Raw genomic sequence first — 15,989 nt, 5'->3', positions numbered from 1 at the left:
CATTTGTTCGCTGCAAAATATAAATGCTTTTTGTATACACCGCAAAAAATAAAATCAGGAGCGCATGCAATCGCGGCAATGTGATGATACTGTCCCGGGGGTTTTGGCTGGAAGAAATTTTAATCGCATGCGCGCGCTACCATAAGCCGGCCTGAAATTGGCGTGTGCGCGCTCGATGCGCAAAGGCGGGCCTCCTTGGCCGGCGCATCTTGTTTTTGCGCATTTGTTTATCCACTCCCCCTCGCGAATGTAAACCCCTGTCGCGGCCTGTGTTCCTCGCTCCGTTTTACCCCGGCGGATGGTGTTCATAGATATAATATAAAAACATAACACTGTTTTTATAAATAAGCGCGAAGGCCAGTCGTGATTTACTGTGTTTATTAAAATATAAATACACACAAATTATTAAAGTAAAAAGTATGCGAATTTCGTTGAATTCCCGCCTTAAATGAATCCCTGTTGCATTATATAACGGTCCGTTTCGGCCTTTCGCCAGCGGATTATCAGACATCGAATATCGCATGAAAAGTAAAATATATATCAAGACACGCCGGATGGTTCGCGAGTCGTTTCAGGCCGCCGCCATTTTTGCCATTCTTCCATTTGTTATCTTTGCGGGGCGTCTGTCCGCGCAGACGACAAGCATCCCGTCCGGGACCGGCTACAACATTCCCGCCGCGGGCGAATACGTTCTTTCCGGAGTGATCGTTTTCGGGGGCATAACCGGGACGATGACCGGTGTGACGCTCGCCATTACCGAGGGCTCGCTGGTGTCAGCCAACTCCACTCACGCCTTGTATTTTAACAATGGCGGCGCCGTCATCACCAACGCCGGCATGATCAGCTCCGCGGCAAGCTGGGCGAGTTCCGGCATCTATTCCGACGGCGGCCCCTCGTTCATCGACAACACCGCCACCGGGGTGATCGAGGGAAGCTCCAAGGGCGTGTTTTTAAGCGGCGGGGGCACGGTGACAAACGCCGGTCTCATCAAAAGCATGAGCTACTATGATTATGGCATCCATGCCCAGCGGGGCGCGGTGGCGATTCTGAACAATGGCGGCACCATCCAGGGCGGCCAGGGCGGCATCCAGCTCACCGCCGGGGGCACGGTGACAAACACCGGGGTGATCTCCGGCACGAGCAATTATTACGCGTCCAACAGCCATGGCGTGTATTCCCACGGCGCCAGCGCGCTTGTCATCAACGGCACCACCGGCCTGCTGCGAGGCACCTCCGCCGGCGTGACGTTGAGAGCCGGGGGCACCGTGGTCAATTCCGGCTCGATCATCAACCCGTCCTATTACGGCAGCCAGTCCGCCTACGGAGTTTTCACCGCCGGCTCGTCCGCGCTGATCATCAACAATGCCTCCGGGATTATTTCGAGCACCTACGCGGGCGTTCAAATGGCGGGCGGGGGTGAAATCGCAAACGGCGGCGTCATCAGGGGCGGCGAATACGCGATCACCAATCTGGGCGCGTCCATATTGGTGACCAACACGACCGACGGCCTCCTCTCGGGCGATCACAGCGGCATCTGGTTTCAATACGGCGGCACGCTGTCCAACAGCGGCACGATCCTCGGCGCGCATTTCAACGGCGTTTATGCGCACGGCCTCGCGGTGACGGTCTCAAACAACGCCGGCGGCCTTATCCACAGCGCCGAAATTGGCATCCACGCGATGGCCGGCGGCACGTTCGCGAACAGCGGCACGATCATCGGCGGGACGGTGAGCGGCATCACCAGCTACACCGACTCCGCAGTCACAAACGACGCCGGCCTGATCCAGGGCGGCATAGCCGGCGTCTCCCTGTATGCCGGGGGCACGGTGACAAACACCGGCACCATCCTCGCCACGGGCCGCCCCGATGGCGCATACACCTTTGCCGTCGATATCGCGGGCGAGGCGACGATCTCGAACCTCGGCGGCGTGATCGAGGGTGCCGATGTCGGCGTCATCATGGTAAGCGGCGGCACGCTCACAAACAGCGGCACCATCAACGGCATCTCGGACACCGGCCTTGTCTCCTTGCAAGGAACAATCGTCACGAACACGACCGGCGGCGTGATCCGCGGCGGCGACCACGCCGTCTATCTGGACGAAGGCGATGACGGTGACGCCGCGCACGAAGTGCGCCTCTGGAACAGCAGCACGCTGGCCGGGCAACTCTTCATTGCTGGCGACGCCTCGCAATTGGTGCTCAACGGCGCGGCCGGCAGCGAAACCGCCTACACCTCGGCGGTCACCGGCCCCACGACTTTCACCGGCACGCTAATCAAGCGGGGCGCGGGCTCATGGACAATGGACACCGACGACCTCGACATGCGGACCGTCGATGTGCGCGAAGGCACCCTGGCCGTTGCGTGGGATGCCACCCAACTCAAGGACGCCACCGTGAACATCGCGACCGGCGCGACCCTCGGCGTGCACGCCGCCACCGACGCCACTGTCGCCAACGCCCTCGCCGGCGACGGCCTCGTGAACCTGCGCAACACCGGCGACGCGCAATCCGTCACCTTCAGCCTTCAGCCCTTCAGCCCCTCAGCCCTTTCCTTCACCGGCACCATCGGCGTCGGCGGAGGCGCGCGGACATCCAAGTTCAATTTCAACGACACCGCGCAAACCATCCTCGCCAACGCGACCCTCCAGCTCGCCGAAAACTCCGAGACCACGCTCGACGCCAATCGCACCATCGGCGGCCTCGACCTCGCCGGCGGCACCTTCATCGTGAAAACCGACACGACCTCCGGCATCGCCCCCCACATGCTCACGGTGAAAACGCTCTCCGTCGGCGAAACCAGCGGCACCGCCGCGACCAAAATCGGCATCGACACCGACGTCCTCTCCGGCATCAACCCGCCCGCGCCCCCCGGCCACGGCCTCAACGGCAACATCTTCGACGTCGACGTCGCCCCGCCCGATTACCTCCTGCACGAGCGCACCATCGTCCGCTCCACCGAAAGCGGCCCCGCCGACGGCATCGCCTTTGAGCTCATCGACAGCAACGGCGCGCCGCTCCCCTCCGGCGCCTCCACGCTCACCTACGGACAAAACAGCGCCACACCCGTCGGCAAAAACACCTACGGCTACAACGCCATCACCCAGGACGGCGACATCCTGCTCAACTACGGCCTCGTCTCAATCGATGCGCTCAGCGACGCCGAAAGCCTCGTCATCAATCCCGCCGACGCGCACGACGACACCCTCAGCGCGCAACTCACCGGCGCGGGCGCGGCGGGCTTCACCTTCACAGGAAGCCGCACCATCGTCCTCGGCCATGGCGGCAACGACTACACCGGCGCGACACTCATCACCGGCTCCGCCACACTCACCACCGCCGGCGCCTCCAACATCATCGCCAGCAGCACGAGCGTGAGCATCACCGCCGGCGCCGCCTTCGACACCGGCAACACAACCCAAACCCTGCGCAACCTCTCCGGCGCGGGCGCCATCCGCATCGGCACCGGCGCGCTCAACATCGACAACAACACCGACGGCCTCGTCTTCTCCGGCACAATCGACGGCGCCGGCGAACTCACCCTCACCGCCGGCAGCGTCCTCACGCTCACCGGCGACAACACCCACACCGGCTCCACGACAATCGAAACCGGCGCGCACCTCCAGCTCGGGGCGGGGCAGGGCGGCGGCGCCTCCGGCATGATCGCCTCCGCCACGGTCGCCAACTCCGGCACGCTCACAATCAACCGCTCCGGCAACATCACCCACACCGGCGCGATCATCGGCGCGGGCGACCTCGTCCAGCGCGGCAGCGGCACCACCACGCTCACTGGCGACAACGCCCTCACCGGCAAACTCGTCGTTGAAAACGGCGCGCTCCAAATCGGCGACGGCGCGGCAAACGGCTGGGCCCCGGACACCGCCATCGCCGCCGACGCCACCGTCGCGGACGCCGCCTCGCTCATCTTCAACCGCTCCGACCTCGTCACCTACGCCGGCGTGATCGACGGCGCGGGCGACATCGCCGCCATCGGCGACGGCGTCGTGGTGCTTGGGAAAGCGCAACGCCACACCGGCTCGACCACCGTTAAAAACGGCACGCTGCGCCTCGCCGCCGAAAACGCCATCCGGACGAGCCGCGGCATCACGCTCGAACACGCCACGCTCGACCTCGGCAACAAATTGCAAACCCTCCAAAACCTCCACGCCGTCGGCGGCGCGATCCACTACCACACGCCCGGCTCGAACGACACCACCTACACCACGCTCACGATCACGGGCGACTACACAGGCGAAACGACGGGCCGCATGAACGTCGATCTCGCCAACAAACAAACCGACCGCCTCATCATCAGCGGCAGCGCGGACGGCGCGCACCACATTGTCTTCACCAGCATGAACGACACGCGGCCCCACGACCCCGCCCGCAAATACGCCCTGCTCGTCGTCGATTACGAATACGGCGACCCCGTGTTCACCTCCGACGGCATCGAGTTCGGCATGATCACCTACGAGCTCCACCAAGGCGACGGCGGCGCGATCATGCCCGACACCTCGGCCTATTACCTGACCGCCGGCAACTCCATCAGCCGCGGCGGCGACGCGATCCTGAGCACCGCCGGGGTGATGACCGCCGACCTGCACTACGGCCTCGACAACGTCCACAAACGCATGGGCGACATCCGCGTCAACATGCCCGCCGACCACCTCGCCACACTGGGCGACCGCGCCGGCATACCGCACGATCGCGGCGCCCCGGCCCGATCTCACGACCGCGGCAACATCTGGGCCCGCGCCAACACCTACCGCCTCAACACCGATTCCCACTTTGGAAACAGCCGCGTCCGTCAGGACACCCACGGCCTCACCGTGGGCGCGGACAAAATCTTCGCCATTAAAAACGCGCTCCTCATGGCCGGCGTCCATGCCGGCATGAGCTACAGCGACCGCTCCTTCGAGGCCCTGGGCCACAAATACGGCGACGGCAACAGCACCATCCTCGGCGGCGGCCTCTACGCGCTCTGGATTCACGACGCCGGCTGGTTCGTCGATTCCGTGCTGCGCCTCGACCGCTCCGAAAGCGAACTCAACGCGCGCGGCGTTGACGGCTACCTCTCGCGCGGCAAATACAAAAACAACATCCAGGGCGTCTCCGTCGAGGCCGGCCGCCGATTTGTGAACGGCCGCTACTGGGTGGAGCCCTCCGCGCAAGCCGCCGTCGCCTGGATCAACGGGACCGGCTACACCATGAGGAACGACCGCCACCGCGACATCCAAGTGCGCATCGGCGACGCCGACTCGTGGCAATACAGCGCGCAAGTCCGCACCGGCGCCAACTTCGAGCGTTGGATTCCCTACATCAAGTTCGGCGTGGTCAAGAGCGACATCAGCGGCGGCGAAGTCACGGTGGAAGGCCGCACCCAAAGCCCCGGCTTTGAGGGCTGGCGGTTTGAAACCGGCGCGGGCGCGGGCTACCTGATCGACGAGCGAAGCCAGTTGTATTTGGATTATGAATACAACAAGGCCCCGCACTACGAGCGCCCCTGGAGCATAAACCTCGGCTACCGCCGCGCCTGGTAGCGCGGCGCGCTCACGCGGCGCCGTATTTCACGCCCGCGAGCTCCAGCCATTTGTCCAGCGCCGCCGCGTTGCCGAGCGAGTCGGCCCAGCTCATCTGGCCCGCCTCGCGCCTCCCCGCGGCCACGCACTCCGCCACGACATCGGCCTCAAGCATGTATTCACTTTCTTGATACGGCAGCGCGATCTCCCCCGCCGCCGCGTCCGGACGGCGCAGCCACATGCGGGCCCGGCCGCCCTCGTTGCGCGACGGGGTCCACGGCTCCACGACATGCAGCCAGCCCTTCGTGCCGTAAATGCGCGCCGTGTTTTGCTGTTGCACGCTCGTGGAGCACGACACCTGCGCCACCATGCCTGTTGAAAATTTCAAGGTCGCCGCCGCCCACTCATCGACGCCCGTCTGCGGATGCGTGACGCCCGTCCCGTTGATTTCCACCGGATCGAGGAACACGCTCCCTTTTCCCTCCGCCGCGCCCGCGACAAAACGCGAGAGCGAAACCGGATAGCATCCCACGTCCAGAATCCCGCCGCCGCCCAGCCCGTTACTCCAAACGCGGGATTGCGGGTCAAAGGGGCGATTGTAGCCAAATGCCGCCTGCACCATGCGAACCTCGCCCAGAGCGCCATCGCGAATCAACTCCGCGATCCTCGCCGTCTGCGGATGGCATCGATACATGAACGCCTCCATCAAAAACACCCCGTGCTCGCGCGCCGCCGCGATCATTTGCTCCGTCTGCGCGCGGTTCATCCCCATCGGCTTCTCGCACAGGATATGTTTTCCCGCCCGCGCCGCCTTGAGCGCCCACTCAAGATGCATCGGATGCGGGGTCGCGATGTAAACCGCGTCCACCTCCGCGTCCGCCAGCAGCGCCTCGTAGCTTTCGTGCGCGCGGGCGATGCCAAATTTCTCCGCAAACGCCCGCGCCGTCGCCCCGCTCCGGCTTCCGACCGCCACCGCGCGCCCCAACTTTGACGCAGCCAGGCCGTTTGCAAATTTTTCCGCAATCCGCCCCGTCGCCAAAAGTCCCCACTTGAGATGTTGCGTGCTCATGTCATACGAACGTTTTTCCAAAACTAAAAAACGCAAGCCCGCATACCATGTCCCACGACTTTGAAACAACACACGACCGCCGCGGCACCAACTCGCTGAAATGGCAGAAATACGCCGGCTCCGACATCCTCCCCATGTGGGTTGCCGACATGGATTTTCAAACTTCGCCCGCTATTGTCGAGGCGCTGCGGCGACGTGTCGCGCACGGCATCTTCGGCTACGCCCACGCCACGGCCGATGAAACCGCCGCCGTTGTCGAGGCCATGCAAGCGCGCTATGGCTGGGCGATTTTGCCGGAATGGATTGTCTGGCTGCCCGGCCTCGTCTGCGGCCTCAATGTGACTGCGCAGGCCTTCGCCGGCCCCGGCGACCAAGTCCTCTGCAACACGCCGATCTACCCGCCCTTCATGACTGCCGCGACCAATTCCGGACGCCGCTCGCTCGCCGTTCCCCTCGCGCTCAACAGCGCCGCGCGCCGCTGGGAAATCGACTTCGACGCCATGGAGCGCGCCGTCGTTGCGGGCAATGGCAGCGTGAAGATTTTCCTCCTCTGCAATCCCCACAATCCCGTCGCGCGCGTTTTTCGCCGCGAGGAGCTTCTGCGCCTCGCCGAGTTTTGCCTGCGCCACAAAATCGTTCTCTGTTCCGACGAGATCCACTGCGATCTCGTTCTCGACCCGGCGCTCCCGCACATCCCCGCCGCCACGCTCGCGCCCGAGATTGCCGCCCGCGCCATCACACTCATGGCGCCGAGCAAAACCTACAACATTCCCGGCCTCTGCACCTCGTTTGCCATCATTAGCAACCCAACGCTTCGCGCCACGTTTCAACGCGCCGCCGCGGGCATTGTCGCCGAGGTCAACGCGCTCGGTTATGCAGCGTGCGCCGCGGCCTATCGCGACAGCGAACCTTGGCGGCAGGAGCTTCTCGCCTACCTGCGCGGCAACCGTGATCGCGTTCGCGAATTTGTCGCCGGCGAGCTTCCCGGCGTCACCATCGAGGCACCGCACGAGGCGACCTATCTCGCATGGCTCAACGTCAGCGCGCTCAAGCTCGAAAACCCCGTCGCGCATTTTGAGAAGCACGGCGTCGGCCTGAGCGACGGCGCGGATTTCGGCTCGCCGCGCGGCGCTCATGTCCGCCTCAATTTCGGCTGTCCGCGCGCCACGCTCGACGAGGCCCTGCGGCGCATGAAGGCGGCGCTGTGACCGCGTTTCACCCGCGGGGCGCACCTGTGCGCATTCTCAACACACGATGCGAAGGCTCGCAAAGCGCATTGGGTTCGCGCAGGGTTTTCGCGGCATGGAAACACTTCGCATCATAGGCATTGTTCTCGGCGTGATTATTTTGACCGGCGTGATTGTCGGCTTCAGCGGCTGCGCCAACAGCGTATTCTATTATCCAACCCGCGATGTTTACGGCACGCCCGGCAAGAAAGGCGTCGCCTATGAGGCCGTCACTTTCAAGAGCCGCGACGGCACCAAGCTCTCCGGCTGGTTCATGCCCGCCGTCGTGGACGGCGCCGTCGACGCGCGAAAAGCGAAGGGCACGGTCATCCATTACCATGGCAATTCGCAAAACATGACCTCGCATTGGGAATTCGTGGGCTGGCTGCCCGCGCGCGGTTTCAACGTGCTTGTTTTTGACTACCGCGGTTACGGTGCGTCGGAGGGCCGCGCGACACAACGCGGCTTGTTTGAGGACTCGCAGGCCGCACTCGACTACGCGCGTTCGCGCCCCGATGTGGACGCGACCAGGCTCCTCGTGTTCGGACAAAGCCTCGGCGGCACCCACGCCATCGCCGCCGTGGGCGCGGGCAACCGCGAGGGAGTGCGCGCGGTCGCGCAGGAGGCGACGTTCTACTCGTATGCGCACATCGCAAACCAGAAGGTTCCCGGAGGCGGCTTGCTCATCGGCAACAAGTATTCGGCGGGCAAATACGTGGCAGCGCTTCCGCCGATCCCGCTGCTCATGATCCACGGCACGGCCGACAATGTCGTGCCGTATGAAAATGCCACGCGCCTGTTCGCGGCGGCGAGGGAGCCGAAAAAGTTGATCACGATCAACGGCGGCAGCCACATCGACGCCATGACCGAGGCGCAAGGCAATGTTTACCGTGACGAACTGGTGCGGTTTTTCGATGAGGCGTTGAAGTGATTGCGGGGCTTTTTTGCATCAATTTTTACGCCATTGGCAATTGACCGGCATTTGGGCCGTGGCATTGTTTTGTGCATTCTTCGTAACCCCGCGCATCTGTTGTCCAAACTTATGAAAATAAAAAACCTTCACTTTGCCTCGTGCCTTTTTGTCAGCGCGCTTGCTTTTGCGCAGCTCCACACACCGCTTCGAGCCGCCGCGCCCGAGCCTTACATCGAGGGTTCGCGCATGGGCTACCAGCTCGAAAACCAGAGCCTTAACCTGGCCGTGGTGCTTCCCGCCGGGAACCGTTACGCGACAACCGAATCGGGCGCGCCGAATCCCGATTACGCCACACTCACCGACGGCTATTGGGAAGTCTCGGAAAACAACGGCGCGAGCTGGCGCAAAATCGGCAGCGCACTGGAGGACTCGACCCTCTATTCGAGCGGCTCCTCGAACCCGCTTACCATCTGGGCGCTCGGCACAAACATGACCGGCTGGCAATATCGCGCCACCGTCACGATTTCCCACGACGGCGGTCAGTCCACCGCCACCCGCGCCGTTGTTTCGGAAAAACTCAACGTCAAGACATCCTTTCTCAATTGTCCGGCATCGCTCACCTTTGACGCGTCCGGCAATCTCTACGTGGCCGACATGCTCTCGCACGCCGTCCTGAAAATCACGGACGACAGCAAGGTTTCCGTTTTCGCCGGAAGCGCGACAGGTGAGTCAGGAACGACAAATGCGTCGGGCACGCTCGCGCGTTTCAAATATCCGCGAGGAATCGCGTATCACAACGGCAAGCTCTACGTTGCCGATGCCGGCAACAACGCCATCCGTATAATCGCGTCCGACGGCAATGTCTCGACGCTCGCTGGTTCGTCCGGTCACGCAGGCGATTACCAAGAGGGCACGGGTGCCGGCGCCCGGTTTGACTACCCGGCCGCGCTCACGGTTGATGAGTCCGGCAATGTCTATGTGGTCGATGCGGGCAACAGTGTGATTCGCAAGATCACGCCAACGGGAGTCACCTCGCATGTCGCGGGAGAATATTATAAAAACACAGGCGGCGGAAGCGTAACGGGAACCATGAGTTGGGGCAACTGGGGATCATCCGATGGAGCCGTGCTCGGCACCGGAACCCTGATTACCACCGGCTCATGGATATTCGGTGGGGGAGGTGAAATTTACACGGGTGGCACCGGCGGCATTCTCGGCGGCGGTTTTCAAGGTTCAGGTATTGATATCACAGGCACCACCTCCGTTTCATTTCCTCCCCCGTCCGCATCGCAGTATTCATATCGCTTCAGCGGCGCGCTGGGCATCACGCTTTCACCGGACGGCAAATTGCTCCTCGTTGCCGATCCCGGCAACGACTCCTTCGTGATCGTAACCATCGCAACTGGCGATATGGATTATTTCCAGATGTGCGTGAATGAACCCGCCTACGACACTATCGCGAATGCTTCCCCAAAGCCGATCAGTCCTGCCGGATTTTGTTATGACAGTGCCGGCAACCTCTACATTGTCGATGCCTACAGCTCGCGCATTGTGAAATTAACAACCTCGGGTTCCGGACACGTCCTCGCTGGCCTTACCAACTGGCTTTGGACAAGTGGTTCGAGCCTGTGGGAACTTTACTCGAACAGCTTTCAGGACGGCGACGCCTCGGAGGCGCTCTTTAACATTCCCTCCGGTGTCGCCGTCGGTGGCAATGGAAGTATCTATGTGGCCGATTCGGAAAACGCGGCGATTCGCAAAATCACGCAAAGCGGCACGACGGTTACCGTGAGCACGCTCGCGCTCACCGCCGCGCCGATTTCAACCGGATCAACAGGTGGCGAAAATGTCACGGTCGGCGAGTCGTCCTCCGGCGGCGGTGGTGGCGGCGCGCCTTCGGCGTGGTATCTGCTCGTGCTCGGCGCGCTTGCGGCGGCGCGCCTGCGGCGCAAGTGAAACACGAGTCGGCGCCCGCCGGCTTTTGAATTTCGGTAGGGCGTGCTCGCCGAGCGCGCCGAGACTGACGGGAGACAAACGCGGCGGCCTCGGCGAGACCGCCCCACCTTTCGACAAAAAACCGGAGCGGGCCCGCTCCGGTTTTTTTATCGCATCCCTTGCGGTTTGCGGTTCTTGAATTTTCTTAAAATCGCGGCGGCTTATTTGCCCATCGCTTGGAATTTGGGCGTGAGGTATTCCGCGCAACTGTCGAGCGAGGCAAGCTGCATGTAGTCCGCCTCGGGAACCTCGATGCCGTGGCGTTTGCGCAGTTCCATCACGATGTCCAAGAAGTCCATCGAGTCGAGTTGGAGCTGGTCGCGCAGGCGCACGTCGGGCTTGAGGTTGGTGAGATCTTCATCAGGCGCGATGTCGGCGATGATTTCGATCACGAGCTTTTTGCATTCGTCTTTAGTCATGCTGTGTGGCGTTGTGTTGTGTTTGGAAAAAGTCGGTTGGCGTGTTGTCAGGGGCTCAGGCCACGTATCGTTTTATGATAAGCGTGGAGTTGATGCCCAACATACCGAACGAGTTGTTGAGGATAGCGTCAACCCGTTTTGCCTTCACGGGCGCATTTATCACGAGGCCGGGGAGCGCGCACTTCGGGTCGAGGTTGTCCACATTGATCGTGGGGTGCACAACGAGGTCTTCGAAGCTGGGCAGGTTGCCCGCGAGTTCGAGCGCGCCCGCCGCGCCCATGGCGTGCCCGATGAAGCTCTTGGTGTTGTTGATGTATGTGTCGGGGCAATCCTGAAACACTGTGCGCAGGCCGTCGGCCTCCTGAACGTCGCCGAGCGGCGTGGCGGTGGCGTGCGTGTTGACGATGTGGATGTCCGACGGGCGCAAACCGGCGCGCCGGATCGAGGCGGCCACGCATTCCGCCTGGCGCTCGGGGTTCGGGAGCACGTAGTCGGAGGCGTCGGAGTTCACGTGGTAGCCGGAAATTTCGCCGTAGATTTTGGCGCCGCGCTTGAGCGCGTCGTCGAGGCGTTCGAGCGTGTAAAGCGCGCCGCCCTCGGAGATGACGATGCCGTTGCGCGCAAGGTCGAAGGGGCGCGAGGCTTTTTTCGGATCGGGATGGGAGGCGAGCGCGTTCTGGCTTTTGAACGCGGCGAAGATGCCGAATGTGTGGATGCTTTCGCTCACGCCGCCGCAAATCGCGAGATCGACCTCGCCGAGGCGGAGCATTTGCGCGGCGTGGATGAGGCCCATGTTGCCGGCGGCGCACGCCGCGCCGATCGTGTAGGCGGGGCCGGTGACGCCGAGGTTGAGCGAGGTTTCGCCGGCGGGGTTGTTGGCGACGGTGCGAGGGTTGTGGTAATGCGACCAGAACTTCGTGTCGTAGTTGTATTTCGAGAGGCTGTAGATTTCGTTTTCCGTCTCCACGTTGCCGTGTTCGGTGATGCCGATGTAAATGCCCGTGCGGTCCTTCGCGACGGACTCGACGGGAATCCCGGCGTCGGCCAGCGCCTCGTGCGCGCAGTAGATCGAGATCGACCCGGCGCGGGTGCCCACGCGCACCTCTTTTTTCTTCTGGTATTTGAGCGGGTCGTAATGGCAGACGCCCGCGATCAGCGGCCCCATGTAGCGCACTTCGAGCGGTTCAATGCCGCCAACCCCGGCGAGGAGGTTTGCGCGAAATTCGGCGAGCGAATTGCCGTTTGGAGCGGTGAGGCCGACGCCTGTGATAACGATGCGAGGAAGATTCATGCGGACTTTATAAGCGGACACTGTGCGGGTTAATGCGAAAAATGAAACGAAAATAGCTAGCCAACCGCCGCGCACAATCAATACAACATTCACTTCGCATGAATGTTTTAATTGCAGGTGGAGCTGGTTACATTGGCAGCCATTGCGTGCGCCAAGTGGCCGCCGCGGGCCATCGTCCCGTGGTGATCGATAATCTTGTCTTCGGCCATCGTCCGGCCGTCGCGCCCGACGTGCCCTTCTACGAGGCGAATCTCGGCGACGAGGCCGCCGTGGGCAAAATCCTCGTCGATGAAAAAATCGACGTCGTGATGCACTTCGCCGCCTACATCTTTGTCGGCGAATCCGTCCAGGAGCCGATGAAGTATTATTTCAACAACGTCGTCTCCACGCTCCAGCTCCTGAGGACGATGCTCTCGAAGGGCGTCAAAAAATTCGTCTTCTCCTCGACCGCGGCGACCTACGGCATTCCCGAAAAAATGCCCATCACGGAGGATTCCCCCACGAATCCGATCAACCCCTACGGGCAAACCAAGCTCGACGTCGAGCACGCCCTGCACGCCTTCGCGCGCGCCTACGGGCTCAGCGCGGCGGTGTTCCGCTATTTCAACGCCTCCGGCGCGTCCGAGGACGGCTCCATCGGCGAGGATCACTCGCCCGAGACGCACCTCATCCCGCTCGCCATCGGCGCGGCCACCGGACAGTGCCCGCCGCTCAAGCTCTTCGGCGACGACTACCCGACGCCCGACGGCACCTGCCTGCGCGACTACATACACGTTGACGACCTGAGCCGCGCCCACGTCGCCGCCTTCGACAAGCTCGCCGAGCCGGGCAAGGTCTTCACCTGGAATCTCGGCACCGGCACGCCCGTGTCCGTCTTGGAAATCATCCGCGCCGTTGAAAAAGTGACCGGCAAAAAAGTGCCCTACACCATCGCCCCGCGCCGCGAGGGCGATCCTCCCGCGCTCTACGCCGACTCCACCAAGGCGCAGCGGGAGCTCGGCTGGAAAATCAAATACCACGACATCGAATCCCTCGTGGCCAGCGCCTGGAACTGGCACTCGAAGCACCCGAACGGATACGGGAAGTAAGCGCGCAACCTGTCGCATTTCGCAGGGGCGCGGCTTGCGCGCGCCCTCGTTTGTGCGGGTGTTGTGACTGCGCACGCCAGGTGCGCCCCTGCGGGCCGGCATTCCTACCACGCGCGCTTGGCGGGTTCGCTCTCCAGCGCGTCCTGCACTTCGCTCGAAAACAGCGGAAAGAAATCCAGACCCGTGCGCTGTTCTATCTCGCGCACGCTTGCCAAATATTTTGACGGGGCCTCCTTCGCCGCGATTGCGCGGTGCGGCACCAAAAATGCCTCCGTGCGCATGAGCCCGGTGTCGGTGATGTCTTTGTTGGACGCGTCTTTTTCGTGCGTTGAGATTATCAGGAAAAACGCGTCCGGCACGCTTACGTCCGAGCCGATTTTGACGGGTGTTTTGCCCGCCTCGTAAACCGGGCCGCACATTACCCAGACCTGGCCGAAGCGGCGCGTGTAGCGCTCAATCACGCGCGCTTCCATCGCCTCCCAGAAGGCCGCGTTCAGGCCGTGCAACTGTGGCACGACATTTGACATGAGAAACGTCTCCACCTGCGCCTCCCCGCCGTGGCACACCGCAATCGCGCGGTTCGGCGCCATGTGGCCGCGGTCGTATCCGGAGTTTGAATACGCGGAGGAGCGCACCTTGGCGCGCGTGCGCGGATCGGGCTCGAACTTGTCGGGGCGCCTGCCCGATTTGTATTTCGGCGGAAACACGCGATAGGCGACCCATGCGGGGTTTCGGTGGTTGTTGTCGTAGCCCGCGAGGTAGCCTTTGTTTTGCAAAAAATCCAGGGGCTCGGGCGAGGCGGGCGTGCCGCCCAGAACCATCAAGTCGCTTTCGATTGTCACGCCGGGGGCGACGGTTTTTCCTCGGGCGAGCGGGATTTTGTCCGAAAGCAAATCGAGCCAGAAAACCAGTTCGCGGGGCATCGACCTGTTTTCACGCGCAAGGTCGATCACGTTGAGCGTCACGGATTCGATGCGTTCCCGCGTGGCGGGCGGGGCGAGGCGGTGCCAGATCGCAACCCCGCCCAGCAATCCAAAGACGACCAGCCCGCAAACAATCAGGCGGCGCAAATTCATGCGCCCGCGGTTGCGCGTTTTCTTGCGGGATTTGCCCCTTGCCATGTCTTACTTCGCCGGTCCCCAGTGGCTGGTGAACGGATAAAACACCCACAGCGGGCGCCCCACCGCGTCCTTCTTCGGCACCTCGCCCCAGTAGCGGCTGTCGAGGCTGTTGTTGGAATTGTCGCCGAGCGCGATGTATCCATCCTTGGACACAGTGTATTTTTGGCCGGGAACAAGTATGGGGCGCGGATAGCCTCCCGCCGGCTTGCCGTTGACGTAACCGCGATACTTACCCTGGCGCGTTGCGTTGTCCTCAAAGGCCTGCGCGCCCGTGATCGGCGCCCCGTTGCGGTAAAGGCACGGAGGGCGGATTTCCAGGACGTCGCCCGCGCCGCCGATGAAACGCTTGATGTAATAGCTGTCGCCGAGGCCCTCGATGTTGCGCGTGCGAAACACAAAACTGGAGCCCACCTTTGGCTTCACAAAATGGTAGCTCATGCGATCCACAAAAAGCTGGTCGCCCGTGATGATGTCGAACGAGAGGACACGCTCGCCCGCGCGCACATGTTTGCCCGTGCGCAGCATGTATGCGGGCACCCTGTCGCCGGACTCTGTTGTTACATAGCCTCTCGCAATACGGCCCTCCTGCTCGGCCTTGCGCGCCAGATGGGCAAAGTCGATCTCTTCTGGATTAATGGTGTCCTTAATCGCCCAGTCCATTGCAAAGTCCTCGGGCACACTGACAGAAACAACCTGATTCCCAACAACCACATAATACCGTCTTTGGTTTTGCGGTAGAACGAGCCAGTGCCGTCCCTTTACAGGCTCTCCCACCATGTAATAGGTTTTCTCATTACTGTTATAGCCCACGGGAATCACAATCTCGCCGTCCACCGGCGCGTCGACACGGTAGGCGATCGCGCCAAGTGCCAGCGTGCGAAACAGCCGCGCGGCCGCGCCCGGCTCGTCCTCGATCTTCGCGTGCACTTCGGGAAACATGCCGTTGTAGGTGGGCCACATCGAGTTGGTCGGAATCTTGAACGGCTGCACAAAAAACTGCCTCATTCCGATCAGCAGGATCGCCGCGACCACAAAGAACTCCACCCACTCGCGCAATCCGCTGTGCGGATAAATGCGCCCGCCTGTTTTTCGCAGCACCGGCTCCAGTTCCTCGATGGACAGCTTGAGTTTTTCGGCCCCGGCTTTTTCGCGAACCTGCGTGCGCAGGGTCTCCGTCTTTTTCTGCAAGTCGGCGAGCTCGGCCTCGCTCAGTTCGTCGCGCCGGTAGTTAAAAACACGATCCGCGACATCGAGCCAGTTGCGCGCATTGGCGCGCATTTGTTTATCGGGCGAGGTGAAGAGTCCGAACATGGGAGGGAAGTTCTGAAAACCTGAAAGCCTGAGGGCTGAA

Annotated in this window: 10 protein-coding genes; 5 read left to right on the top strand and 5 right to left on the bottom strand. The window is 62.2% G+C overall.

Annotated elements, in window-relative coordinates; all coding sequences use genetic code 11:
* Positions 1–521: 521 nt before the first annotated feature.
* Positions 522–5,537, top strand: coding sequence for an autotransporter outer membrane beta-barrel domain-containing protein (locus M2447_RS04115; RefSeq protein WP_277557507.1), 5,016 nt, complete (start codon positions 522–524; stop codon positions 5,535–5,537).
* Positions 5,538–5,547: 10 nt separating this feature from the next.
* On the opposite strand, the gene M2447_RS04110 is transcribed toward M2447_RS04115, so the two are convergent.
* Positions 5,548–6,585, bottom strand: a complete 1,038-nt coding sequence (locus M2447_RS04110; protein WP_277557506.1) for a Gfo/Idh/MocA family oxidoreductase — start codon at positions 6,583–6,585, stop codon at positions 5,548–5,550.
* Between the two features lie 47 nt (positions 6,586–6,632).
* On the opposite strand from M2447_RS04110, the gene M2447_RS04105 reads away from it, so the two are divergent.
* From M2447_RS04105 to M2447_RS04095, 3 genes are all read left to right on the top strand, one after another.
* On the top strand, positions 6,633–7,793 hold the full coding sequence (locus M2447_RS04105) for a PatB family C-S lyase (RefSeq protein ID WP_277557505.1): 1,161 nt from the start codon (positions 6,633–6,635) through the stop codon (positions 7,791–7,793).
* A 94-nt stretch (positions 7,794–7,887) separates the two neighbouring features.
* Entirely contained in the window at positions 7,888–8,742 is an 855-nt protein-coding gene (locus M2447_RS04100) for an alpha/beta hydrolase (protein WP_277509773.1), read from the top strand.
* A gap of 111 nt (positions 8,743–8,853) precedes the next feature.
* On the top strand, positions 8,854–10,680 hold the full coding sequence (locus tag M2447_RS04095) for a hypothetical protein (RefSeq protein ID WP_277557504.1): 1,827 nt from the start codon (positions 8,854–8,856) through the stop codon (positions 10,678–10,680).
* A 200-nt stretch (positions 10,681–10,880) separates the two neighbouring features.
* Here the strand turns inward: M2447_RS04095 and M2447_RS04090 are convergent, their stop codons facing one another.
* Complete coding sequence (locus M2447_RS04090) at positions 10,881–11,138, bottom strand: phosphopantetheine-binding protein (protein ID WP_108823975.1); 258 nt, start codon at positions 11,136–11,138, stop codon at positions 10,881–10,883.
* A 55-nt stretch (positions 11,139–11,193) separates the two neighbouring features.
* Positions 11,194–12,429, bottom strand: a complete 1,236-nt coding sequence (locus M2447_RS04085; protein ID WP_277557503.1) for a beta-ketoacyl-[acyl-carrier-protein] synthase family protein — start codon at positions 12,427–12,429, stop codon at positions 11,194–11,196.
* Positions 12,430–12,527: 98 nt separating this feature from the next.
* On the opposite strand from M2447_RS04085, the gene galE reads away from it, so the two are divergent.
* On the top strand, positions 12,528–13,517 hold the full coding sequence (gene galE / locus M2447_RS04080; RefSeq protein ID WP_277557501.1) for a UDP-glucose 4-epimerase GalE: 990 nt from the start codon (positions 12,528–12,530) through the stop codon (positions 13,515–13,517).
* Positions 13,518–13,621: 104 nt separating this feature from the next.
* Here the strand turns inward: galE and M2447_RS04075 are convergent, their stop codons facing one another.
* Together M2447_RS04075 and lepB are read right to left on the bottom strand one after the other, a co-directional pair.
* Positions 13,622–14,593 carry a DNA/RNA non-specific endonuclease gene (locus M2447_RS04075; RefSeq protein ID WP_277557500.1) on the bottom strand — a complete coding sequence of 324 codons (972 nt, stop codon included), beginning with the start codon at positions 14,591–14,593 and terminating at the stop codon, positions 13,622–13,624.
* Positions 14,594–14,641: 48 nt separating this feature from the next.
* Positions 14,642–15,949, bottom strand: a complete 1,308-nt coding sequence (gene lepB / locus M2447_RS04070) for a signal peptidase I (protein ID WP_277557499.1) — start codon at positions 15,947–15,949, stop codon at positions 14,642–14,644.
* Positions 15,950–15,989: the final 40 nt, after the last annotated feature.

The sequence above is a fragment of the Ereboglobus sp. PH5-10 genome, from assembly GCF_029504735.1.
Taxonomy (GTDB): Bacteria; Verrucomicrobiota; Verrucomicrobiia; order Opitutales; family Opitutaceae; genus Ereboglobus.
This window is presented reverse-complemented; position numbering and strand designations above follow the sequence as displayed.

What these genes read in the sequence shown, in the direction of transcription:
- M2447_RS04090 (WP_108823975.1), bottom strand. Translation starts at nt 11,138, where the DNA reads ATGACTAAAGACGAATGCAAAAAGCTCGTGATCGAAATCATCGCCGAC.
- lepB (WP_277557499.1), bottom strand. Translation starts at nt 15,949, where the DNA reads ATGTTCGGACTCTTCACCTCGCCCGATAAACAAATGCGCGCCAATGCG.
- M2447_RS04115 (WP_277557507.1), top strand. Translation starts at nt 522, where the DNA reads ATGAAAAGTAAAATATATATCAAGACACGCCGGATGGTTCGCGAGTCG.
- M2447_RS04075 (WP_277557500.1), bottom strand. Translation starts at nt 14,593, where the DNA reads ATGAATTTGCGCCGCCTGATTGTTTGCGGGCTGGTCGTCTTTGGATTG.
- M2447_RS04085 (WP_277557503.1), bottom strand. Translation starts at nt 12,429, where the DNA reads ATGAATCTTCCTCGCATCGTTATCACAGGCGTCGGCCTCACCGCTCCA.
- M2447_RS04100 (WP_277509773.1), top strand. Translation starts at nt 7,888, where the DNA reads ATGGAAACACTTCGCATCATAGGCATTGTTCTCGGCGTGATTATTTTG.
- M2447_RS04105 (WP_277557505.1), top strand. Translation starts at nt 6,633, where the DNA reads ATGTCCCACGACTTTGAAACAACACACGACCGCCGCGGCACCAACTCG.
- galE (WP_277557501.1), top strand. Translation starts at nt 12,528, where the DNA reads ATGAATGTTTTAATTGCAGGTGGAGCTGGTTACATTGGCAGCCATTGC.
- M2447_RS04095 (WP_277557504.1), top strand. Translation starts at nt 8,854, where the DNA reads ATGAAAATAAAAAACCTTCACTTTGCCTCGTGCCTTTTTGTCAGCGCG.
- M2447_RS04110 (WP_277557506.1), bottom strand. Translation starts at nt 6,585, where the DNA reads ATGAGCACGCAACATCTCAAGTGGGGACTTTTGGCGACGGGGCGGATT.